The organism is Rhodopila globiformis (genome assembly GCF_002937115.1).
GTDB lineage: Bacteria > Pseudomonadota > Alphaproteobacteria > Acetobacterales > Acetobacteraceae > Rhodopila > Rhodopila globiformis.
In genome coordinates, this window is sequence record NZ_NHRY01000269.1 from 74,120 (window position 1) to 97,401 (window position 23,282).

The window sequence follows — 23,282 nt, forward strand, 5'->3', positions numbered from 1 at the left end:
CCAACGGGACGCGATCGTTCCAGATGTGTCCGGCCTGGGCAGAGATCTTTTCGTTCGTGCCTCGCGCGTTGTCTCGCCGGACCTGGAACCGCCGACCGGGCTGCGCGGCGGCCTTGCTGATCGCGCTCAGCGCAACGGGTGTTCAAGCAGCGCCAGATACCACGGTGCCAACGTCAGCCCTGCCCAGCTGCTCGGATCGAGGGTTTGCTCAAACCGCTGTCTAATTCCCGGATCATAAGGCACCAATGCCGGCCAGACGGTGGTTTGCCCGGCATCGGTTCTCACCAGGCGATCGATATCATCGTGGCTGAATTCAAGACCGTGGGCGTAGGCTGCGACGATGGCAGTCACATCGATGTCGTAATACCCCGGATTCGGATGGACGCCGATCCAATGCTTGGGACGGCCGGCTGCGTTATAGTCCCAGGCGCCGGCGGGCTCCCAGTAGTTCCAAATACGATATGTGCCATCATCGGCGGCGACCATGCGTGATTTCATCACCCGGAACCAGTTGTCGGCCAGGGTTCGATATTCGGGATTCCCGGTCGCGTCGAACATCGCGAGCAACCATGACGCGACCAGGTTGGCTTTGTTGTCCGGGTGTGAAAAGCCGATCGTCGGGGAATTCCTGTTGGCATATCCGTTCGTCCACCTGCCGGTGGCACGGTCGATGCCGAACGGCAGAACGATGCTGATGTAGCCAGCGGCAACCGGCCGCCATGCTCCGCGATCCTGCCATTTCCTGAATATGGACCCGGCAAGGCGGATGTAGCCAGCCGCCTGCGATCCGTAACGATTCCGCAGCGTCGTATCTTTGGTGATCAGCGACGACAGCAGGACCACCGGGCGCAGTGCCATCGCTTCCCCAAGCAGGCTGTCAGCATAATAACTATCGAGATCATCGACGGGTGTTCCGGCGGCCCCGACCTTTGGCCATCCGGGATAGCCATCGGGTTCGACCACGGCGCGGCGAACCCAGTCGTTGGCGCAACTGATCAGCCCGTCTATCCACCGCGTATCCGCCGTCGCCAGGTACCCATAGTAAAGGCCGTTGAGAATGGGCGATATCAGCCATCCAATCTCCTCTCCGGTGGCAGTTTCGCAGTAATGCGCACGCATCTCCCGCGCTATGTTCAGCTTCCACAATTCCTTGATACGATTCCGGTATGCCAGTTGCTGGCCAAGGAGAGCCTGGGCCGCCGGCGCGTTGTTGTCGCCGCGATTGGCTGTAACCGGAGTCGGGCAATTGCAAACTGTAATATAAAAGACGGCGGTAACAGCGCTGATTTTCCACCATCGCCGCCGACACCGCGATCCTGCCGCCAGGGCCCGCGCCTCGGCTGCCCTGTAAATCATCGATGTCTGCATTTCCTGGGATTTACAGGCAATTTTTGCACTTGTCCATACGCAGTAAGCAGAAATCAACCAAGAGTTGAACAAAAGCGTCAACTTCCCGTTAGCCTGGATAAGGATGATTGTCGGTGTCGGATAATTAGCGCTAAAGTCATGACGGACGCCAGGAAAGGAGGCCACGCGGAGCAGACGACAGGCACAGCTGGACCGGCAAATCACTCCGTTTTTCTTAAACATATTTAGAACACGATAGCTCTCTGGCGGGACCCAATGGGTACTACGCCTGAACAATGGTGGACTGTACGTCACAGAAACGCATCCGGCTGACGATGCTGACAACATGGTGTTGACCGATATCTGCGCTGTACGAAGGAGTGACGTGGCTTGGCGTGTCGTCACCGGCAATTCAACAGCGCCGAGCTTACAATCTCCGCGAGTCTACCGCGATCGATATCGCCTGAGGTGCCGTAGATGCATGGGTCAAGAAGCGACGAGGCTAGCGGTGCCTGTGACGTACGTCATGCCGACCTGGGAAAGGGTTAGCGACATGCTAGCTGACGAGCCGGCTGCCAATTTCGGGTCGGAAGTCATTAGCGAAATGCTTTGCAGGCCCGTTCGCTTCCTCGGTATCCCGCTCCATCCATTGACGATGAATGATACAATTGCCGTGGCACGATGGGCCATGCAGAATCGATGTCATGTCCAGCATGTCGCCCTGAATGTTGCAAAACTGGTGAAGTTGCGCGGTGACGCTGAATCGCGGGCCGACGTCCTGGCTGCTGATGTTGTGGGGGCCGACGGAATGGGAATTGTGGTTGGCGCCCGCCTGCTTGGCGCCTGGATTCCGGAACGGGTGGCCGGCGTGGACCTGATGGACAACTTGTTCGGGCTCTGCGCGGCCGAGCACTTCCGCCCGTATCTGCTGGGCGCGACACCCGGCGTTCTTGCCGATGCCATCGCCGAACTGAAGCGGCGACATCCTGAACTCCAACTGGCCGGGTTTCATCACGGCTACTACAGTGAAGCCGACGAAGCCGTGGTCGCAGCATCGATCCAGCAGAGCGGCGCGGATTGCCTGTTCGTCGCGATGCCTACCCCGCGAAAAGAACGTTTCATGGCGAAGTATCGGGACGGGCTTGGCGTCCCGTTCGTAATGGGCGTGGGCGGAGGGCTGGATGTGCTGTCGGGCCATGTCCGGCGCGCACCCGTCTCCTGGCAGCGGACCGGCTTCGAATGGCTCTACCGGACGTTGCAGGAGCCGAGCAGGCTGTGGCGCCGCTATCTGACGACGAACCTTGCCTATGCGGGCCTTCTTGCCGCCGCACTTTTCATGCACGACAGATCCAGGCGGGTGTAAGTTCGTCGCCGTCGAGTTGAGTGCATCAGAAACCGAATATCGCCGCCTCGGTATAGGTGAGGTCGCTGGAGCGGCCGGGTTGCGGTCCCCTGCTGTACATCGGCTGTCTGTTGGGAAACAGCCTGCCGGAAACGCCACGCAGAGGCCGATCCGTCGCCACCATCAGGAACGGCATGCCGTGCAGGGCAAGAAAGCGCCCAATGCAGCCGGCATGGCGTTCAAGATCTTCAAGCGTTGGGCAGTAGATCAGTTGGGCGGACGGAATCCGGGCCCATGTGACAAGACGCCGCCTGAATATGAAAGGAAGTCCTCCGGTTTCGTCCTGCAGCCAGAGGCAGACACAACCGAAGCGGTGGTGATCAGTCAGCAGTTGCATCGCGCCCGGCGGGATCGTGGGGATTTGTGCCCAGTGCCGTGGCAGCCAAGCCAGATGCATCCCACTCCCGACCGACGCGACCGAAACCGGAGCAGCAAAAACCCCCGAGTTAAACTTGATGAATCCCTGGGCCGATATGATCGGAATTGTCTGTTCAGCCGGTGACACGTTGAGATATGTTGCCGATCGGTTTCGAATCGCCCGCATGACCATCAACGGGGCATACGCGCGAAACTCAGGCATCACGTACCAGCTTGAGAGGTTGCAGCGGGTGATGGTGCCGTGCATCGAGGGGCTGGAGATCACCAGCAGCACGCCTACGGGGACGCCGCCTGCTTCAAGCATGTATCCGAACTGTACGAAACCAGCCGCGGGTTGAATTGTGCCAAGCCGCTGTAAGCCAGTACACCAGTAGCGAATGTCCCGGGTCGGGAAGCCACAACGCAGGAGACTCGCAATACCAGAGAGGTCCGCCGTCCCGATCGGCCTGCACGTAATCATTAGATGCGAGTGCGATCCATGCTGATTCAATTTCAGTATCCGATGGAGTATACAGACGAGGCGGCGTGGTCTCCATGACACCGAAGACGTATATGCCGGCGTTCCGCCGAACGTGAGAGGTCTTCCGGCCGGCGAAGGCCAGCATCAACGGGTCTATCCGGCAACGCAAAAATGAGCGACTGCGCATTGACAGTATCTGCAGCCGTCGACTACATTTGCTGCCGGGCCAGTCCGAAATACGGAGGGAGGCACCACTGTCGATGCTTATCCAAAATGACGAGTGAGCATCGTGGCCCTGATGACAATGGCCCCTTGGTGTCAGTCGTGATCCCGCACTATAATGACCTTGTGGGTCTGAAAACCTGCTACGCCAGATTACAGAGACAGACATGGCCACGCAACGACATAGAGATCGTCGTCGCAGACAACAATTCAGCCTGCGGAATCGACGCTGTCCAGTCCACGGTTCCCAACGCGGTCGTGATTGCGGCCCCCATCCAGGGCGCGGGGCCGGCGCGCAACGCGGGTGTGGCAGCAAGTTGCGGCAGGATCGTGGCGTTTCTCGACAGCGATTGCGTGCCGGAGCCAGATTGGATCCAGGAGGGCGTGGCAGCCCTGCAGCGGTACGACTTCGTCGGGGGCGAGGTGGTCACCTTTGCTCGCCGGGCAGACAAGCCAAATCCGGTCGAGGCTTACGAGCGTGTCTTCAATTTCAATTTCCGCCGTTACATCCAGAAGGTCGGCTTTACCGGAACCGGCAACATGTTCGTCCCGCGCTCGGTATTTGACCAGGTCGGCGGGTTCCGTACCGGGGTTGCCGAAGATGTCGATTGGTCATTCAGGGCAAGATCCCTGGGTTATCGGATCGGCTATGCAGAGCGGGCGGTGGTTGGTCACCCGGCCAGACGCAGTTGGAACGATCTCGAACAACGCTGGGCCCGAATGGAAGCCGAGCATTTCTTGCTGTGGCGGGAGCGGCGCAGCGGGCGTGCGCTGTTTGCATTGCGGGCCCTTATCATGCCCTTGTCAGCGGTCCCGCACGCCGGACGAGTGGTCTTTACATCAAGGCTTGTTGGTCCGCGCGCCCGTCTGGGGGCCATTGCCGTGTTGTTTCGCCTCCGCCTGTGGCGGGCGCGGCGGATGCTATGGCTGGCGTGGCGAAATTCCCTGCCGGCCGCAGCCACGGGGCCTGCGGATGTTGGGCTGCCCCGCAATTGAACAGGCCGGGTTGTCACGACTGCGAACGTCCATCATCGGCGTTCTTGTCCGGCGATACGGTCCGGGTGTATTCAAGGCAAGACATATTGCGAAAGCTGCATATCCTGACGGTAAAGCTGAACGTTCCCGTTGCTGTCATAGTCGTTGGTTATCGCAACGAGGGGGATATCGTCGGCTGCCTTGCCGCTCTGTCGCGGGCTGAGGAGGAGCCCGGATTTGAAATATTCGTCGCGGAGAATGGCGGGCGGGCCGCAGCAGCGACCCTGGTCGAAACGTTGCGGCGCGGCGTGTGTACCTGTCCAGCAGGCGCTGACGGCGTGTTGGACTCCCCGCTTATTGTAGAGTGCAACCTATTTTATTTACTCCGCCAGGATGGCACAGTTCGGTCCAGGGTCCACGTGGCTCAGATGGCCGAAAACCTTGGCTATGCCGGCGCGATCAATGCGATGGCGCAGCCTTTGCTGAAAGTCGCAGGCTGGGATGCTATTTGGATCGTCAATCCCGATACCGAGCCGTCGCCGACCGCTCTTGCCGAATTGCGCGACCATTCCACGAGGCGGGCCAGGGGCATGGTCGGAAGCTGCATAATCTCGGCGGAAAGACCCGAGGTCGTTCGCACGCGTGGCCTGGCGTGGTCGAATCTCAGCGCCCGCACTCTGGCCGTCGATTTCCATACGCCACGGGACGTCGAGCCCAATGAAGATGACCTGGAGCTTCGCCTCGGCGCTCCATCCGGGGCGTCTATCTATGTGACCCGAAGCCTGCTTGGGCAGATTGGCCTGCCGGACGAAAGCTACTTTTTGTTCTTCGAAGATCTTGATTGGGGCTTGCGGGCGAAACGTCTCGGTGCCCTGGGCTATGCCCACCGTTCCGTTGTCCTGCACCGGGGCGGCACGACGATCGGAACCAACCGCTACCGCGGGGGATTGTCCCCCCTTGCAGTCTATCTTGAAATCCGGAACCGGATACTCTTCGTCCGGGCGCACCATCCCCGCTGGCTGCCATGGACAATTCTGATGCAATTTCCGCACGTTGCCGCCTATGGCACGAGCGGCGGACTGAGCCTGATCAAGCCTGCGATCCAGGGCCTGATCGCCGGTGTCAAGGGCGAGAGCGGCAGGCCGGACCGGATGTTGCAAGCACACGCAGCCTGGCTTGGATCTCCGCCGCAATGAAGGACGGGGTGAAACTTGCTTTGAGTTGCCTGTATTTCGTGGCGACGCGCACGCAACGGATCGTACTGCGCATGCTGGGAGTAGCCGTGCCTTTGCCGCTGGTGATTTTGTACTATCATGGAATTTCCGCCGACAGTCGGCATTCCTTCGCTCGACAGATGTCTTCCCTTGCCCGCTGGGCCAAGGTCGTTCCCGCCGACTTTAGAACCTCGACTGCGTTGTCGTCACCGACCGTAGCGATCACCTTCGATGATGCGTTCGTCAGTACGTTCGATTATGCGCTTCCGCAACTTTCGGCGCGCAAGTTTCCCTGCACGATATTCGTCCCCTGCGGCAATCTCGGACGCAGGCCCGGTTGGCCGATGGAAAACGAAGCCGGCTGCGACGAAGTTGTCGTTACCGCCGCCCGACTGAGGCAGCAATCGCTTGATCCGCTGGTCGTCCTCGGTTCTCATGGTGTCACCCACCCGCGCTTCACTGAGATATCTTCCGAAACCGCCCGCGCGGAGCTTTCGGACTCCCGCGATATTATCTCTGGTATTACTGGCACGGACGTCAGGCTCTTCGCCTTCCCCTACGGAGACCATGATTGCGGCCTGATCCGGGTCTGCCAGGAAGTCGGCTATACACACGTCTTTACGATTGAGCCGGAGCCGGTTGATCCGCAGGCTGACGCTTTCGTTCGGGGGCGCGTGTCAGTCAATCCGGGCGACGGGCGTCTGGTGTTCTTCCTGAAAGCTTCCGGCGCGTACGCCTGGCTCGTGCCGATTTCCCGGCTTAAGCGTCGCAATCGCGCTTCACGGGAGGATTACGTTCCATATCCGGAAGTTATTTGAGAGATTGCAGTGCAGCACCTTCGCCTTTTCGTGGTTCTGCTGGGGTTGCTGGAGGCAACCTGTCAGAGGGCCGGAACGGCGGATGCGGCGGATTGGCGGGACGTCGATGGAGCGGACAATGCGCCCACCGGGGTCCCACTGATGCCGACCCTTCTGCGGGGATATGGGACGAGGCCGCCCTGGAAAGTTGCCGGCGTTGACTATGCCGTGGGCGTGCCATTGGGAATGGAACTGAAGGATCCAGCCACGATCTCGACGCCTGGCGTGGTGGTCGATGTTGCCAGCCACACGGTTGTTGTCAGTGCGAGCCATGTCAGGCTTACCGGCTATGACTTTGGCTCGGCCGGCGGCTGGGGGAGCTACATTGAACCTGGCGTGACCGACACGAGAATCACGAACAGCCGATTTCTTGTCGGCATCAACAACGTCATTCCAATCAACGTCGCCGCGGGTGCCGGTAGCCTTACCGTCGTCAACAATACCTTCGCCGGCGGCGGTGGCCGCGCCAGCGTCTGGGCACTGGTCAACTACAACGGGTCCGGTAGCTTCATCGCGAAATACAACGTGTTCCTGGACGCCCCGGAAGACGCGATCGACTTCAATTCCGGATCAATGAGGACCATCGTGATGTACAACCTGTTCGTAAATCTTGGCACCCGCCCGGGTTCCCACCCCGACTCGGTGCAGTATGTCAGCGTGCGGTCTTACAATTCTATGATTTCGTTCAACACCATCTACCAGCCCAATCCCAGTGGTATGCAGGGCGTTCAGTTGCAGGCCCAAAATGGTTCGACCATGAACAACACGAGCATCGCAAACAACACGATCGTGGCGAAGGCCGGAACCTCGGTCAGGATGTCCTATTCCATCGCCGTGATCCAAAATCCAGGCAATGTCATCAACGGCGTCACCGTGGAGGGCAACTACATCGACTGCAGCGGCGCTTATGGCCCGTTCTACCCGCCGAGTGGCCGGAACCTGACCTTCCGCGGCAATGTGGACATGCTGACAGGACGCCTGCTGGGTTCGCGGTAACGGATTGGGTCTCCTGCCACGGAATTGGCTTCCCGACGCGCCGGCGTTTCCAGGGACAGATAATTGAGTAATCGCAGTGAAAAGTCATAAGACTATTTGTCGCGCGCCAATCGACGTATTGCTCGTTCCCTGGGTTTATCTCGCGGCCCTGCTGCGCAAAGGCATGCGCCGGACGTGCGTGAGCAAGCTGCGATTATGCTGGGCCTGTCTGCCGCGCACGGCGGTGTTCCTGATCCGAAATCACAATTACGAGCCACGGTCCGACTTCGGGAACTGCCCGGAGCCAGCTTCCTTCGCTAGGCAGCTTCCAGGGATCGATCGGAAGATCAATCAACAATTAGGGTTCCTGGCAAACCTCAATTTCGCGGATGAGCTTGCATTCATCGAGACCAAAGCGGCGCGCCCGGGCCGTTTTACGACGTACAACGGCAATCTCGGCTCCGGCGATGCTGACTGTTGGTATCAAATGGTTCGCTTCCTCAGGCCGGGTCGTATCAACGAAACAGGGAGCGGCTATTCCACGTTGGTTGCAGCAAAGGCCCGTCAGGCGAACCGCAGCGCGTACGGCAAATGCCGGTACCGTCACATGTGCTCAGAGCCCTACGACATGCCCTGGTTGGAGACAACCGGTGCCAGTGTGCTCCCGTCGAGGGGCGAGGATCTCGATCCATCGCTGCTGCTGGAGTTTCAGGAGGATGACGTACTCTTCATAGAATCGCCGCAGATGGTACGACGGGGTGGAAAAGTGATGATTGAGTACCTCCAGATCGTTCGCGTCGTGGCTGTTGGCATTTACGTTCTTATCAGTAACATACTCACTTCGCGACGCGATCTGCCTGAATGGCTGGCCATCGGCATGCGTTTCTGCAACGAGCAATCTCTAACTGAATCGCTTCTTCTTCGCAACGTAGCTTGCGAAATCCTGAGCTCGCTGAATCTTATGCATCACCAACATTACGGCAGGCTGAAGCGTGTTGCGTTATTTACAACTTGCAACAGGGAGCCTGGCTCCTCTTATATGCGGAGAGTTGCCTGATGCCCATCAAGGATACACTCGGCACCGAGTTCCCGGCCTGGCGTCGCTGATTTATCGCGATGCGCCCGTTCGGCCCGACCGCAGATGCCGTCGCGCCACGTCCGCCCTGGCGTGGCCTGCTTTCGGGCAGCAGCGTGGTGGGTATCGGTCTCGCTGTGGAGGTCGGTGCTCAGTTTCTGCGCACCCTGATCCTCGCACGGCTGCTCGGGGCTACCGAATTCGGCCTCGTTGCATCTGTCAATACGCTGTGGGCCGTGGCCGAAATGGTCAGCTTCATCGGTGTCGATCGATACATCATCTATTCGCCCCATGGCGGCGAACGGAGTGCGCTTGCCGCCGTGCATAGCCTGAGCCTGCTGCGGGGCATCGTCAGTGCCGTTTTCATCTTCGCGCTGGCGCTGCCGACTGCCGCCCTGGTTGGCGCGCGCGACCATGCCACCGGATTTTCCTTCCTTGCGATCGTGCCTTTGCTGCGCGGCGTATCGCATCTGGGCGTCATCCAGGTGCAGCGTGCCGGCCGGTTCTGGCCTGCCGCCGCCGCTGATGCCTTCGCCGCTCTGGCCGGACTGATCGCAGCCACCACCGCCGCCCTGCTTGCGCGCGATTTCACCGCGGTGCTCTGGAGCCTCACGACCCAGGCGGTTGTCAGCGTGTTGCTCAGCCATCTGCTGTCGCCTGGCGTGCCATATCGTTGCTCATTCGATTCTCGGCAGTTCCGCGCGGCGCTTCGCTTCGGCCTGCCGCTGATGGGCAACGGACTGGCACTGGCGGCCGCGTACCAGCTGGACCGGATGGTCATCGGCGCCTGGCTTGGTGTCGTGGAGCTGGGCATCTACAGCCTCAGCATGGCTCTCCTCGCCCAGCCGATTTCCCTTCTGCTGCGCCTGGCCAACACGGCGTGGCAACCGCGTCTGTCCGCCGCGTGGCATCAGGACCGATCAGGCCTTTTCCCATTGCTCGCGGGCCGGGTTGGCCGTGTCGGTGCCGCACTGGCCGCCACCGGCGCGGTCGTCGCCGCGTGCATCGGGTCGCCGTTCCTTCGTTTCGCGTTCGGGGACGGATATGCCGTTTCCGACACGTTCTTCCTCATCATGGCCGGCGTGGTCCTGGCGCGGCTCGGCCGCGGTGCGCTGAACGTTCTGGGGCTTGCTATCGGACAAACACGCGACCTGATGTTGTCCAACCTCGTTGGGGCGGTTGCCTTGCCGGTCACGATCGCGGCGCTTGTCGTTCGTGCGGGGATCGAGTCGGCGGCGCTTGGCGGCCTGATTGGTGAAATCCTTTCGTGGGTGACGCTGGTCCTACTGCTGCGGCACCGTTGCGCGGCGTCATCGGCCGCGCTGGTGCGACAGTTCGCGGGGGCGGCCGTCATTCCGTTGCTGATCGGAATGGCGGTGCTGCTGCTGAATCCCGGTCTCCCGCTCCGCATGGTCGCGGCCATGGCCGGATCGCTCGTCTGCCTGGCGGTGCCGGCTTTTACAGGCAACCGACTCGGCGTAAGGCGCCTGACGCGCTAGGCAACAAGCAGCGGGCGGCGTCTTCGGTTCAGGCTCGCCGTAGCCGCCTGCCGGGATGGGCATCAGCATGGCGGAGGATGGCACGATCCCGTGTCGAACCCCGTTCCGCCACGCACGCGCTCGGCCACGTTCCCATTCCGATTGAAACAACCAGGGGTTTGGAGAAGCGCCCACAAGCGGCCGCCATGGCTGGATCGGCACATTCGTTGCTAAAACGGAAACAAACGGGCCGATTGTTCGCCTGCCTTCTGACGCAAAACGTTCCGTATAGAGAATCACAACGCCTCGGCCCCGCGCTTGGCGACAAGAAACAGTAGCGAAACAGACTGTCAGCTAAAATAACAAATCCGTGATTGATTACGTTCCGCCTGACCAATATCAATGATGCCTGGTCGCAAGATTTTCCTCAAGGATGGCCAAGGTTGGCGCCATTAGCGCGTCTCTCATTCCCAAGCGTCAAGCGGATTCATCATCATGAGCAGTGCCTACACCGACGGAGCCAGCGGCGCCCCCGCAGGCGTACCGATCGTGCCTACGATCCTGAACGGCTACGCTGTCCGTCCGCCCTGGAAGGTCGCTGGCGTGGATTACGCTGTCGGCATCGCGTCGGGCACAGGGTTGAAGAATCCCTCGCAGATCGCGCTGGCGGGTGTCTCCGTCGACACGGCCGCCCACACCGTCACGGTTTCCGGCAACAATGTGGTGCTGAACGGCTACGACTTCAGCCTTGCGGGCGGTTGGGAAGTCATCGTCCAGGGTGCCGGCGACACGGTCGAGAACAGCAATTTTGTTGTGGGACCGAACCAGGGCGCGATGGGCACCGTGCTCGATGCAACCCAGTCTGCCAGCAATTTCAGCTTCCTGGGCAACGACGTTGACGGCGCGAATGTCCCCGTGACCGCGCAACTGGGCACCACGATCACCATCGCCAGCTCCGGCACGCTGACGATGCGCTACAACGACATGCATAATTCCGGCGGCGATATGGTCGATCTCAACGCCAGCACCACGCCGCAGACCGACCTTATTCAGTACAACCTGTTCGAGAATATCGGCGTCAACACCGCCCACGCCGACACGATCCAGTGGTACAACACCGACACCGCCGCCGGCAGCGATGTCGGGTTCAACACCGTCTATCAGAACGTGAATCAACCCGGTGCCGGGAACGGCGCGCTCGTGCCGCTGGCCGAGGGGCCCAAGGCGGTGATGAACGGGCTCACCGTCAACAACGACACGCTGATCCAGACAGCCGCCGTCACCAACGCAAACTTCACCATGGGGTTCTACGCGGATGAGGGCGGCACCGCGTCGAATGTCGTCATCCACGATCTCTATATCGATCCGACCGGCGTCATGGGCTACACCGGATCACCGTGGTTCCCAACCGGATATTACGGTGACAACCTGGCGAACCCCACGGTGATGTCGAACGTCACCAACATGGTGACGGGGGCGGGGGTTCCGGTACCCAGTTCCTCCAGCCCGACCGCGCAGGGCTACTACACCTACGGCGATGCCGCCGGCTATTCGCCGACGCTGAGCGACGTTTACGGCGTAACCGCGTCCGCGGCCGGCGGGACCCTCGTTCCAGGCAAAACGATCACTTTCACGGTCCATCTCGACGAACCCTTCATGGTGACGGGCACGCCGACGCTCGGGCTGAATGACGGCGGCACCGCAGTCTACAGCAGGGGCTCTGGCACCAACGCGCTTGCTTTCAATTATACCGTTGGCAATTCCGACAAGGCCGTATCCGCACTGGGCATCGCGGGCACCAACCTTGCGGCCGGCGCGGCGGTAACGGACAGCGTCGGCAACGCCGCCAATCTGGCCGGAGCCGTTGTCAGCTTCGCCGGCCTCGCCGTCAATCCGACCGCATCGCAGCCGGCGCCGACCCAACCCATGGGTTACGCCGATGGATCGAGCGGCGCTCCCGCCGGTACGCCGCTGTTGCCGACGCTGCTGAACGGATATGCCGCCCGTCCGGCCTGGAAAGTTGCCGGCGTCGACTATGCTGTCGGCGTCCCCTCGGGGACCAGCCTGGCGAATCCGTCCAGCATCACTTTGGCCGGCGTATCGGTGGATACCGCAAGCCATACCGTCACCATCAGCGGCAGCAACGTTACGCTGAGCGGCTATGACTTCACCGGCGGTGGCGGCTGGGGCGTCGACATCGCCCCCGGCGCAACGAATGTCGTCATCAAGAACTGTCACTTTCTCGTCGGCGCCAACAACAACGTGCCGATCAATGCGGCGTCGGGCAGTGGCAACCTCACCGTACTGAACAACACGATCGATGGCGGCAGCGGTACCAGCGGCGCGGACTGGGCCCTGGTCAACTATGACGGGTCGGGGACATTCACGGCGAAATACGATGCTTTCCTCAACGCCCAGGAAGATGCGATCGATTTCAATTCGGGCACGATGACAACGGTCGTCGAATACAATGTGTTCGACAACCTCGGCACCAGCCCCGGTTCGCATCCCGATCCCGTGCAGTATGTCGGCGTCACCTCCAACAACTCGGTCGAGGCGTACAACACCATCTACCAGCCCAATCCCAGCGGCATGCAGGGCGTCCAGTTGCAGGCGCAGAGCGGCTCGACGCTGGACAACACCATGATCGAGAACAACACCATCGTCGCCAAGGCCAGTTCCTCTGTGGCGATGTCCTACTCGATCGCGGTGATCCAGAATTCGGGCAACACCATCAACGGAGCGGTCGTTGACAACAACTATATAGATTACAGGGGCGCCTATGGTCCGTTCTACCCGCCGAGCGGCAGCAACCTGACGTTCTGCGGCAACGTCAACATGGCAACGGGCGCAACGATCGCCAGCCCCGGCGGCACTGCCGGCTCCGATGTCTGCGGCGTCTCGGCCTCTCCGGCCAGTGGCACGCAGAACCCGGGCACCACGATCGCGCTGACCCTGACCATGGACCAGCCCGTATTCGTGACCGGCTCGCCCACGCTCAGCCTCAACGACGGCGGCGCCGCAACCTACGCGGGTGGGTCGGGCACCGGCAAGCTGCTGTTCAACTATACCATCGGCGCAACAGACGCGGCCGTGAAAGCGCTCGCCGTCACGGCGGCGAACCTGCCCAACGGCGCCGCCATTGCCGATGCCGCCGGCAGTTCCGTCAACCTGTCGGGGGCGTTGCAGACGCTGAACGGCCTCGTGGTGGATCCGCCCGCGTCGGGCGGCTCGACCACGTCGACGATCACCCTGAACGTTTCGGAGGACGCCTACCAGGGCGACGCCCAGTTCATCGTCAAGGTGGACGGCACCCAGATCGGCGGCACCATGACCGCCTCGGCGCTGCATGCCAGCGGCGACAGCAACGTCTTCACCCTGACCGGCAACTGGGCCTCCGGCTCGCACCAGGTGGCGATCCAGTTCCTCAATGACGCCTATGGCGGCACGGCCAGCACCGACCGCAACCTCTATGTCAACGCGATCGCCGTCAACGGCCAGACCGAGAGCGGCACCAGCGCGGCGCTGTATACCGCCAGCACGCACACCTTCAGCGTGGGCGGCAGCGTCGCGGCGGCGAGCGACCCGGCCGATACCGTCACCGTGCACCTGTCCGAGGATGCCTACAAGGGCAATGCCCAGTTCAAGTTGCTGGTGGACGGCAAGGCAGTGACGACGCCGCAGCAGGTGGTGGCCTTGCACGCCGCCGGGGCCTGGGAAGACCTGACCTTCTCTGGCAACTTCGGCGCCGGCAACCACACCATCGGGGTGCAGTTCACCAACGACGCTTATGGCGGCACGGCTAGTACCGATCGCAACCTCTATGTCAACGGCGTCGACGTCAACGGCACCCACTATGGCTCGGGCGTCTCCGCGCTGTATTCCAACGGCACCGTCAACTTCGCGATCACGACCACGCACTGAGCGGGCTCGCCGGGGACAGGGCGTGCCGCACGGCAGAAGCCGGGCGGCGCGCTCGACTCGCTCGGCACGACGCTACCGGAACGGCCGCTCTGTGCATCGTCAGTTCTGGCCGACGCCAAACGACAGCGCCGTCCGAAGCTGAACGAGCGGCCTGCCATTCAGCAGGAACGCCAGGCCCCGCAGCAACGGTCCAGCAACGGCCAGGATCACGAAGGGCAGGTATCCCACCAGATACCCGAAGGTCATGTGGCGCGGTGCGGACAGAAAATCCCGAAGGAAAGCCAGGGCAATGAAATTCATGCCGACGGCACGGATCAGCCGCCAGAGCGTCGGGTTCAGGCAGGCCTGCAGCCGCTGGATCGAAAACAAGGCAAGTAAATAGACGAAGATTGCCGCCGTCCCAAAAAACAGGAAGGTGGCCCGGGATGGGGCCGCGCCGATCCAGCATAGCCAGGCAACCAAACCAAGATGCACCTGAAGAGCGGACGCGAAAGCGAGCCCGAAGTTGCGGGCTGACCGCTTCAGCCAAATGAGCGGACGACTCGCCAGACTGGCAAGAGCGCCACCGGTATAGGCCAGCCAGAACAGCACGAAGGAAAACCGCGCCGTTGCCTGCAGGGCAACATCGGTGCCGCGCTCGCCCGCGCCGAGTGCTGCAAGGACGGCGATCGCCAGGACCAGTTCGATGGCGAAGGCGGAACCCATCCAGGCAGCGGTCGGTGTCCTGGACTGCATAGCGAAAATCCTCCGATACTTTCATCACTGCGTTACGCGGCCATCAAAGGACTGCCGTCGCCGGAACAGCACTGGTGCGCCAGGCGCAGTCCGCGACGACGACCCTCCAACTCCGGGCGCGGATATCATCGGCCAGCGGGGACGAAGACGCGATCCCTCTGCGCAGCCGCTCCGAACAATTTGACTTACTGACAGTTACACTTTGTTACGGGCTTCCATCCGTAGCGAGTGTTCGCGCATCTGCTGGATCGCCTTGTCTATCGCGACTGTCATCCTCGTGTAATCCTTGCCCATTGCCCACCTGGCTTGCTGATCGGACAATTGGCTGCCCTGGCTTTGATTTTCGACGGCAAGCGTCAAGGGCGTCGATACTGGGACCAATAAAGTCAAGCTGCCGAAGATGCCATCAACCCTGATTGTTTATGCGCACTGAAGCAGTCTGTCGCAGTTGACAAAAGTTGCAAGAACAACCAGACTCTGATCTCGCGATACGAGCGGCGCCTTGCACACGCATCTTCAGTGGCAGGGGCGTACACTTCTCTGTTTCCTTTGCGGGGGGCTACGTAGCATTTCCCGAAACTGGCTCACTGTCCGTCAAGTTTCATCAACAGCGGCCGTGCCGCACCCAGAAAATTGAAGAAGCACCAAAAGGACGACTTGGAGCGGCCCGAACAGCACCATACAGGGCCGGACCACCCAAAATTCCGTCGGCAGCGTGCGCCGGGAATCGGCAAAGAACGCCATGGTTCCCAATACAGTAATACTTTCGCGGCACATGATGCGCCGGGGGCGGCTGCACCCCCGGCCTCCGCGCATGGGCCAAAACCATGCTTGTTTTAAGCGTACTGGGCACCCGACCAGAGGCGATCAAGATGGCGCCGCTCGTGCGTCGCCTGTCATCCACCCCCGGCGTCAGGTCGCTCGTTTGCGTTACCGCCCAGCATCGCCAGATGCTTGACCACGTGCTCGACGTGTTTGCCATCAATCCCGACTTTGACTTCAACCTCATGCGAGACGGCCAGGGTCTCACTTACATAACCAATTCTGTCATGCAACGGCTCGGTGACGTCCTGCATGACCTTCGCCCCGACAGGGTGCTGGTTCAGGGCGACACGACAACGGCCATGGCGGCATCGCTTGCCGCGTTCTACGCCAGAGTGCCGGTCGGGCACGTGGAGGCCGGCCTGCGAACCGGCAATCTGCATTCGCCCTGGCCGGAGGAACTGAACCGGCGGGTGATCACCGTCACCGCCGACATGCATTTTCCGCCCACCCAGGCGGCACGCCGGAACCTCGAGCGGGAAGGGGTCGCGCCCGGCCGCATCGTCGTCACCGGCAACACGGTCATCGATGCGTTGCTCGAGGCGGTCGCGATCATCAACGCCGATCCGGCCCGCGCGGCGTCACTGGATCGCCTGCTGCCGCCCCTGGGCCCCGGAAGGCGGCTGATCCTGGTGACCGCCCATCGGCGCGAGAACTTCGACGGCGGAATCGAACGCGTCGCGCGCGGGCTGCTGCGCCTTGCACACAGGAATGACGTGGAAATCGTCTATCCTGTCCACCTGAATCCGAACGTGCAGCGCGCTGCCCATGCCGTGCTCGGCGGCCATCCCTCCATTCATCTCATTCCACCGCTGGACTATCTCCCGTTCGTCAACGCCATGCGCCGGGCGGCGCTGATCATTACGGACTCCGGCGGCATCCAGGAAGAGGCCCCGTCGCTCGGGAAGCCGGTCCTGGTTACGCGCGACACCACCGAGCGGCCGGAGGCGGTCGCCGCCGGCACGGCCGAACTTGTCGGCACCGACACCGATCTTCTGGTCGCGCGCGCCAGCCGCCTGTTGGATGACGCAGCGGCCTATGCCGCCATGAGCGTCAGGCACAACCCCTATGGAGACGGCCGGGCATCAAGCCGTATCGTGGAGGCACTTCTCAGTGAGTAATTACAGTCGCATCGTTGTGGTCGGCCTGGGCTACATCGGCCTGCCGACTGCCGCCGTGTTCGCCGACCATGGGCTCGAGATTGTCGGCGTCGATGTCAATCCACGCGTCGTGGACAGCGTAAATCGCGGACGTCCGCATTTCGGCGAACCCAATCTCGACGCCCTGGTCCGCCGCGTCGTCGAAAGCGGCAAGTTGCGGGCAACCCTGGAAATGGAACCGGGCGACGCATTCATCATCGCCGTGCCGACCCCGCTGGTGAGCCATGGCGCCGAAGCGAGACCCGACATCAGCTATGTCGAGGAGGCCGCGAAGGCTATCGCCCCGGTGCTGGCGCCGGGCAACCTTGTCATCCTTGAATCAACCTCCCCGGTGGGAACGACCGAGATGTTGGCATCGATTTTTGCCGATAGCAGGCCCGACCTGACATTTCCGCCGCAGCGCGGCGAGCGCGCGCAGGTGCAGATCGCGCATTGCCCCGAGCGCGTGCTGCCGGGAAACATCCTGGACGAGGTCGTGAACAATGCCCGTGTGATTGGGGGAATGACCCGCAAGTGCGCCCACGCCGCGCTCGGCCTGTACCGCATCGTGGTGCGCGGCGAATGCCGGCTGACCAATGCCCGCACCGCGGAACTGACCAAGCTGACCGAGAACGCCTTTCGCGACGTGAACATCGCCTTTGCCAATGAACTTTCCTTCATTTGCGACAGGCTGAAGATCAATGTCTGGGAACTCATCCGGTTGGCCAACCTGCATCCGCGCGTCAACATCCTGCAGCCGGGACCTGGCGTCGGCGGCCACTGCATCGCCGTCGATCCATGGTTCATCGTCGCAACGAACCCCGACGAAGCACGGTTGATCCGCGGTGCCCGGCTGATCAATGACAGCAAGCCGGCCTATGTCTGTGCCCGCGTGGCGGCCCGCGCGGCCGCGCTGAAGCGGCCGGTCATTGCCTGCCTGGGGTTGACCTACAAGAAGGACGTGGACGACCTACGTGAAAGCCCCGCCGTCACCATCGTCCGACAGCTGGCCGAAGAACAGATCGGCGAACTACTGGTGGTGGAACCGAACATCGCGGAACTGCCGGCGGATCTGCGGGACCTGGGGCTGCAGCTTCACGACTTCGACGATGCGCTGGAGCGGGCGAACCTGGTCCTGCTGCTGGTGGATCACATGAGCTTCCTGCAGATCGACCGCGAGGTGCTGAACGACAAATTCGTTATTGACACCAGGGGCATCTGGTAGCCGGATCAGCCCCCGCCGAGTGCGAGAGAGGTGACGATGACCAAAGGTTCGGCTGCCGGCCCGCGCGGCGCGGGTGTGATATAGAGAAAGACGTCAACCGGCGCCATGGACAATCGTTGAACCATTGCCTCGGCCACGCTTTCCCTTGATGACGGCAGGGCCACCAGAACGCTGTCCACCGCATCGTCGCGGATCATCCGCTCGAGTGCCAGGAGTTCCCGCGGCACGGGCGCGGCCAACGCGTCGGCGGCTCCATCGCCTTCCATCCGGAACAGCCCCACGATATCGAACCGCACGGGCTCGGCAATCCGGATCCGTGTCGTCAGATCCTGTATCGAGGCGCTATCGCCGATGATTACGGTGCGGTTCAGTAACACCACGCCCCACTTTATCCGCGCGGCAAGCGCACGTGCGGCGGCCACGCCGGCGCTTCCCGCCAACAGCCATGCCAGCACGCCGGCCCCGACCAGGGGCTGTGCCAGGGCGGCGTGCAGCCGCGTCGTGCCGCCCCAGGATACCGCCGGCACAGATACCAGAAGGATTGTCAAAGCGACTGTCTGTATCCAGGCAAATACTATGTTTCTCCAGTCCGGACGCTGGCCGTTGATCGCGATGGCGGCGTACAGGCCGCGCTCGAGGAAGCAGGCGAACAGGCACGCCGGCAGCCAGGCAAGACATGCAACCGGCTTCACGCTTGCAAGCGCCGGCTCATGGGCGAACGTCGAATAGCATGAGATCGAAACGACCAGGGCGACCGCCTGGTCCAGGCCGGCGACGCACAGCGTGCGGAGGATCAGGCCGCCGCGACGAATTTTCCACGGGGGCTGTGCGACGCCAGACCTGGATTGATGGGAACTGCTGTCATCGCCATCTGCATCTGGGTCTCCCATCGCTTCCATCAGCGAGTTCCCTGGACATCATGAAGCGGAACCGACGCAGTGCCTGGGCCATTGGAACCTGTCCCACACGACACCATTGGCTCAGGCAAGGGCCAGACCATATACGATGAGTGCTGGCCATGACTTTGAGCGTATTCGAAACCACCAGCGACAAACATCAACATTTTCGTGTGCATATCCAAAAGGCGTGAGTTGCGTTGCCGTTCGATGAACGGGGCACAAAATCAAATTTGAACGCCAGACCGTTCGTTTTTGGACGAAAGCGTTTGCTCCGACTCGGGCTTGGACCTAGCTTGCGGGTCCTGAAAAGACGTCGAATGCTTCTGGGGACGCACTTATGCCGCGCGTGTTCCGCTTCGCCCGCCTTGGTCTGACGGAATTTATCCCACGCTCGGGCATCTGGTTTATGGCGCTGGCGTTGCTTTCCGGCTGCTCGGACTCCGCTTCGACAGTGCCGGGGATGCAGTCCACCCGGATGGCGGCCAACGGTGCAGCGACGGCCGCAAGCGACGGCTCCCGGTCGCCCGCGCCGGACAATGCCGACACCTACGTGATCGGGGCAGGCGACAACCTGTACATCTTCGTCTATGACTCGCCGCAACTCAGCCTCGATGTTCCGGTCCGTCCCGACGGCCGCATTTCGATGCCCCTGGTTCCGGAAGTCGTCGCCGCCGGCAAAACGCCCAGCAAGCTGGCCAAGGATCTCGAAGCGCGGCTCAAGCCGTACATCAAGGATCCGAACGTTACGGTGATCGTCCGCAAGTTCGTCGGCCCGCTGAACCGCCAGGTCCGCGTCATCGGCGAGGCCGTCGAGCCACAGGCAATCCCGTACCGCGACAACATGACCGTGCTCGACGTCATGATCCAGACCAAGGGCCTGACGCGCAATGCCGCCGGCAACCGCGCCATCATCGTCCGGCGGATCGACGGCAAGCGGGAAACCATCCACGTCCACCTGGCAAGCCTGCTGAAGGACGGCGACATCAGCCAGAACGTGGCGATGCAGCCGGGTGACACGCTCATCATTCCGGAGAGCTGGTTTTGACCAGCGGGCAGGCGGCGTTGCCAGACCTGCCGCCATGCGGGCGCCGGCTGCCGCGCCGGGGCCATGGTGAATGATCCCGCCGGCTGACAGGGGTTTCCGTCATCCTGCCAAAAGGCGTTGCCGCGCCGCCCTGACGCGTTCCCGTCCGGCCGTGGGGATTGCGGCCGTGCTGGGCGCCGGGCTGTGCCATCCGGCTGTCGCCCAGTTGCTGCCGCCCGATCTCGGATGGACGCCGCAGATCGGGATGCCATCGGTTCTGCCCGATACCGGCACGAACGCCACGCCCGATGCGTTGCGCCAGCAGATTGACCGTCTCGACACCGCGGCGTCGAAGAAAACCGCGCCGCCACTGGGATGGACCTTCACGCCGCAGATTGCGGTCAACCAGGAATGGACCGATCATATCCTCGGCACGAACCAGAGTTCCTTCGTGACCGCGGTCCAACCGGGCCTGACTGCGAACGGCGACACCTCCGTCTTCCACACGGTCGTTACCTACACGCCGGTTGTGGAATTCTTCACCCAGAACGGCGACCAGAATCGGGTGGGGCAGAACTTCAACGCCGACGCGACGGCGACCCTGGTGCCCGAGCGCCTGTTCCTGGACCTGCGCGGCTTCGGTACGGTGCAGTCCGGCATCCCCGGCTCCGGGCCGAGCAATATGTTCGTTCTCAGCAAGTCGAACGAGATACAGGTCCAGACCTACGCCGCGCGCCCCTACCTGGTTCAGCAGTTCGACGACTGGGCGACGGTCGAGGTTGGCGGCATCCTGTCCTATTCGGCGCAAAACCTGCTGTCCACGGCAGGGTTGCCGCTGGCCTCGATCCAGTCGATCAACCAGAACTCGACGGCCCAACGCGAGTATGTTTCGGTCACGTCGGGGCCGAACCTCGACCGGGTCAGCATCAGCGGCCTTGCGTCAGCCATGCAGTCCAGCGGCACCGGCGTGCTGGACGGCGCGTATCGGCGGGAAGGCGACATGGAGTTCGGCTACGCTATCACCCGCAGCGTCATCGCGCTGGCCGGCGGCGGCTACGAGGACATTCACTACAGCGGCTTTCCCAACTTCAATTTCACCGGTCCGCAGTGGGATGCTGGCGTCCGCCTGACGCCCAACGCCGACAGCTCGTTGACTATCCGGTACGGCCGCAGGGATGGCGTAACGGCGCCCCGGATCGACGGCGTGCTTGCCCCGACGAACCGCACGCGGATCTACCTCCGCTATTCGGAAGGCGTCACCACCGACCAGGAACAGTTCCAGGATGCGTTGAATTCCTCGGTGCTGGACCCGTTCGGCAATCGCGTCGACCCGCGGACCGGGGCCCCGCTGCTGCTCGTCAACAACTTCTACGGCGTGCAAACCTACCTGGCGCAGGAGAAGCGCGGTACGCTCACCGGGACGTGGCTGCGGGATCATGATACCCTGTCGCTGACCGTTGGTTGGCTGAGGGACTACCAGCTTTCCGCACCCACCCCGTTGACCGCGGGGGCGCAGACCATAACCGCCGTCTACGGCGCGATCAACTGGGTGCACCAGTTCGCTGATCGATTCACCACCTCAACCTATTTCCAGTATGGAACGACGAACCAGTTGGCGCTGACCCCGGGCGTGCGCGGGCCGACCCAGAATGCGCTGATCGCCAGCGCCAGCCTGATCTATCCGGTCACGACCAAGCTGAACGCTCTGCTGCAGTACAGCTACAGCAGCCAGCCGTACTTCAGCGGGCTGGTCCAGCAGCAGCCGTCCAATCTCGTCATCGTTGGTGTGAAGAAAACATTCTGATCCGCCTGCTGGTTACGCCGGGCACAGGGAACAATCGTATGTGCGCAGACCGACAGCACCTGGATGAACGGGAAGATCCGGCGGCGCCTGCCAGTCCGCTGGTCCGCTACGCGCTGGCCGGGCTGCGCCGCTGCTGGATGCCCGAGGCAGGACGGTGGTCGCACAAGTATCATCTGGACGGCCGCGCGGTGCCGAACGAATCGCGGCCGCACAGCGACATTTATTACTCGATCAACGTCCTGCTCGGCCTTGCCCGCGTTCGCGGCGCGCTGGCGGCCGAGCCCTATGACGTGCCGTCGCTGCTCAGGTCGCTGTGCACGGCAATGCCGAAGCATCCGATGCGCAACGGCGCGCCCGGCATGGCGCTGTGGGCGGCCGCCGCGCTCGGGCTGGACGTTCCCGCGGTCGCGGCCGACACGCTGCGGCCGCTGGCGGCGGATGTCGATGCGCTGTCCGGCTGGACCGCGCAGGACCTGGGGCTGACGCTGTCGGGCGCCGTGGCGCAGCTTCGTTACGATCGCACGTGGATGCCGCTCGCGGCGGGTTTGCGCGACCTGCTGCTCGCGCGCTTCAAGGGGCCCGGGGCCCTGTTCCGCGACAGCGGCAAGGGGCCGCGCCACGCCATCGCGTCCTTCGCGACGCAGGTCTATGCGACACTGGCGCTGTACCAGTTCAGCGAAGCCACCGGCGATGCGGCGGCGCTCGCCGCTGCCAATGCGTGCGTCGCGAAGCTGCTGGCATTGCAAGGGCCTCATGGCGAATGGCCATGGTTCTACGACCCGCGGCGGCAGACGGTGCTGGACCGGTACGAGGTGTATTCGGTGCATCAGCACGGCATGGCGCCGGCGATATTGCATCATGCAAACGACCATGGCCTCCCCGGCGCCCGCGCGGCGATCGAGCGCGGGTTCGCTTGGATTTTCGGCAATAACGAGATGGGCATCTCCATGCTGGTTCCGTCGCTGCAACTCATCTACCGGTCTCAGGCGCGCCGGGGTTTTCACGGCCACCGCATGGCGCGGTTGCTCCGGTTGGCCCTGCCTGCCTCCGTCGCACACGGCGGCCACCCGCCGATCGGCGGTCTGCGGCTGACGGAGGAGATGCGGAGCTATGAATTCGGATGGCTGCTTTGGGCGTTCGGCGACCGCACCGACTATCCCGCGCTGACCCACCACCTCGCGTTTGCAGCCGGCGTGCCTCGTCCGGCTCCGGCTGCCGCCTGACGGGGGGCTGCCGGCGGAAAATCCTGCGCCGCGCTTGATTTCCCTCAACAGCCAGGCGTCGCGCCGGCGACATGATGGCCATCAGCCTTGCCGGCCGCCGCCCG

At 62.4% G+C, this 23,282-nt stretch carries 17 protein-coding genes; 13 read left to right on the top strand and 4 right to left on the bottom strand.

Annotation, left to right across the window (positions count from 1 at the left end):
- Positions 1-126: 126 nt before the first annotated feature.
- Positions 127-1,449 (bottom strand): hypothetical protein, encoded by a 1,323-nt coding sequence (locus CCS01_RS30255; RefSeq protein WP_146102035.1) that lies wholly within the window; start codon positions 1,447-1,449, stop codon positions 127-129.
- Positions 1,450-1,900: 451 nt separating this feature from the next.
- Between CCS01_RS30255 and CCS01_RS30260 the strand changes: the two genes are divergently transcribed.
- On the top strand, positions 1,901-2,710 hold the full coding sequence (locus CCS01_RS30260; RefSeq protein ID WP_204848474.1) for a WecB/TagA/CpsF family glycosyltransferase: 810 nt from the start codon (positions 1,901-1,903) through the stop codon (positions 2,708-2,710).
- Positions 2,711-2,735: 25 nt separating this feature from the next.
- On the opposite strand, the gene CCS01_RS30265 is transcribed toward CCS01_RS30260, so the two are convergent.
- The gene (locus CCS01_RS30265; protein WP_146102036.1) at positions 2,736-3,431 is read right to left on the bottom strand and encodes a hypothetical protein; all 696 of its coding nucleotides are present in this window, start codon (positions 3,429-3,431) and stop codon (positions 2,736-2,738) included.
- 480 nt (positions 3,432-3,911) lie between these two features.
- On the opposite strand from CCS01_RS30265, the gene CCS01_RS30270 reads away from it, so the two are divergent.
- The 7 genes from CCS01_RS30270 to CCS01_RS30300 all read left to right on the top strand — a co-directional run bounded on the left by CCS01_RS30270 (position 3,912) and on the right by CCS01_RS30300 (position 14,307).
- On the top strand, positions 3,912-4,805 hold the full coding sequence (locus CCS01_RS30270) for a glycosyltransferase (protein ID WP_158258690.1): 894 nt from the start codon (positions 3,912-3,914) through the stop codon (positions 4,803-4,805).
- An 86-nt stretch (positions 4,806-4,891) separates the two neighbouring features.
- Positions 4,892-5,980, top strand: a complete 1,089-nt coding sequence (locus CCS01_RS33310) for a glycosyltransferase family 2 protein (protein WP_158258691.1) — start codon at positions 4,892-4,894, stop codon at positions 5,978-5,980.
- A complete protein-coding gene (locus CCS01_RS30280) occupies positions 5,977-6,816 on the top strand; it encodes a polysaccharide deacetylase family protein (protein WP_158258692.1) in 840 nt (279 codons plus the stop codon). Before CCS01_RS33310 ends, CCS01_RS30280 begins: the two co-directional genes overlap by 4 nt.
- Before the next feature lie 9 nt (positions 6,817-6,825).
- Positions 6,826-7,851: a hypothetical protein gene (locus tag CCS01_RS30285; RefSeq protein WP_104522632.1), complete on the top strand. Its 1,026-nt coding sequence runs from the start codon at positions 6,826-6,828 to the stop codon at positions 7,849-7,851.
- Between the two features lie 76 nt (positions 7,852-7,927).
- On the top strand, positions 7,928-8,887 hold the full coding sequence (locus tag CCS01_RS33315; RefSeq protein WP_146102038.1) for a class I SAM-dependent methyltransferase: 960 nt from the start codon (positions 7,928-7,930) through the stop codon (positions 8,885-8,887).
- Between the two features lie 59 nt (positions 8,888-8,946).
- A complete protein-coding gene (locus tag CCS01_RS30295; protein ID WP_104522636.1) occupies positions 8,947-10,404 on the top strand; it encodes an oligosaccharide flippase family protein in 1,458 nt (485 codons plus the stop codon).
- A gap of 474 nt (positions 10,405-10,878) precedes the next feature.
- Complete coding sequence (locus CCS01_RS30300) at positions 10,879-14,307, top strand: carbohydrate-binding domain-containing protein (protein WP_104522638.1); 3,429 nt, start codon at positions 10,879-10,881, stop codon at positions 14,305-14,307.
- Positions 14,308-14,406: 99 nt separating this feature from the next.
- Here the strand turns inward: CCS01_RS30300 and CCS01_RS30305 are convergent, their stop codons facing one another.
- Positions 14,407-15,012, bottom strand: coding sequence for a hypothetical protein (locus CCS01_RS30305; protein ID WP_104522640.1), 606 nt, complete (start codon positions 15,010-15,012; stop codon positions 14,407-14,409).
- A 902-nt stretch (positions 15,013-15,914) separates the two neighbouring features.
- Between CCS01_RS30305 and wecB the strand changes: the two genes are divergently transcribed.
- Together wecB and wecC are read left to right on the top strand one after the other, a co-directional pair.
- Positions 15,915-16,985 carry a non-hydrolyzing UDP-N-acetylglucosamine 2-epimerase gene (wecB, locus tag CCS01_RS30310; RefSeq protein WP_338050015.1) on the top strand — a complete coding sequence of 357 codons (1,071 nt, stop codon included), beginning with the start codon at positions 15,915-15,917 and terminating at the stop codon, positions 16,983-16,985.
- Positions 16,933-18,228: a UDP-N-acetyl-D-mannosamine dehydrogenase gene (wecC, locus tag CCS01_RS30315; RefSeq protein WP_104522644.1), complete on the top strand. Its 1,296-nt coding sequence runs from the start codon at positions 16,933-16,935 to the stop codon at positions 18,226-18,228. Before wecB ends, wecC begins: the two co-directional genes overlap by 53 nt.
- Before the next feature lie 5 nt (positions 18,229-18,233).
- Here wecC and CCS01_RS30320 read toward each other — a convergent pair whose 3' ends face one another.
- The gene (locus tag CCS01_RS30320) at positions 18,234-19,127 is read right to left on the bottom strand and encodes a nucleoside-diphosphate sugar epimerase/dehydratase (RefSeq protein WP_104522646.1); all 894 of its coding nucleotides are present in this window, start codon (positions 19,125-19,127) and stop codon (positions 18,234-18,236) included.
- A gap of 337 nt (positions 19,128-19,464) precedes the next feature.
- Between CCS01_RS30320 and CCS01_RS30325 the strand changes: the two genes are divergently transcribed.
- From CCS01_RS30325 to CCS01_RS30335, 3 genes are all read left to right on the top strand, one after another.
- Positions 19,465-20,172: an XrtA/PEP-CTERM system exopolysaccharide export protein gene (locus CCS01_RS30325; RefSeq protein WP_239992459.1), complete on the top strand. Its 708-nt coding sequence runs from the start codon at positions 19,465-19,467 to the stop codon at positions 20,170-20,172.
- 166 nt (positions 20,173-20,338) lie between these two features.
- Positions 20,339-21,955 carry a porin family protein gene (locus CCS01_RS30330; RefSeq protein WP_146102039.1) on the top strand — a complete coding sequence of 539 codons (1,617 nt, stop codon included), beginning with the start codon at positions 20,339-20,341 and terminating at the stop codon, positions 21,953-21,955.
- A 38-nt stretch (positions 21,956-21,993) separates the two neighbouring features.
- Positions 21,994-23,178 carry a hypothetical protein gene (locus CCS01_RS30335; RefSeq protein WP_104522650.1) on the top strand — a complete coding sequence of 395 codons (1,185 nt, stop codon included), beginning with the start codon at positions 21,994-21,996 and terminating at the stop codon, positions 23,176-23,178.
- Positions 23,179-23,282 lie beyond the last annotated feature (104 nt).

Coding starts and splice junctions, on each gene's coding strand:
- CCS01_RS30265 (WP_146102036.1), bottom strand. CDS start 3,431: ATGCTTGAAGCAGGCGGCGTCCCCGTAGGCGTGCTGCTGGTGATCTCC.
- CCS01_RS30335 (WP_104522650.1), top strand. CDS start 21,994: ATGTGCGCAGACCGACAGCACCTGGATGAACGGGAAGATCCGGCGGCG.
- wecB (WP_338050015.1), top strand. CDS start 15,915: ATGGCGCCGCTCGTGCGTCGCCTGTCATCCACCCCCGGCGTCAGGTCG.
- wecC (WP_104522644.1), top strand. CDS start 16,933: ATGGAGACGGCCGGGCATCAAGCCGTATCGTGGAGGCACTTCTCAGTG.
- CCS01_RS30260 (WP_204848474.1), top strand. CDS start 1,901: ATGCTAGCTGACGAGCCGGCTGCCAATTTCGGGTCGGAAGTCATTAGC.
- CCS01_RS30280 (WP_158258692.1), top strand. CDS start 5,977: ATGAAGGACGGGGTGAAACTTGCTTTGAGTTGCCTGTATTTCGTGGCG.
- CCS01_RS30320 (WP_104522646.1), bottom strand. CDS start 19,127: ATGGAAGCGATGGGAGACCCAGATGCAGATGGCGATGACAGCAGTTCC.
- CCS01_RS30325 (WP_239992459.1), top strand. CDS start 19,465: ATGCCGCGCGTGTTCCGCTTCGCCCGCCTTGGTCTGACGGAATTTATC.
- CCS01_RS30295 (WP_104522636.1), top strand. CDS start 8,947: ATGCGCCCGTTCGGCCCGACCGCAGATGCCGTCGCGCCACGTCCGCCC.
- CCS01_RS30305 (WP_104522640.1), bottom strand. CDS start 15,012: ATGGGTTCCGCCTTCGCCATCGAACTGGTCCTGGCGATCGCCGTCCTT.
- CCS01_RS30300 (WP_104522638.1), top strand. CDS start 10,879: ATGAGCAGTGCCTACACCGACGGAGCCAGCGGCGCCCCCGCAGGCGTA.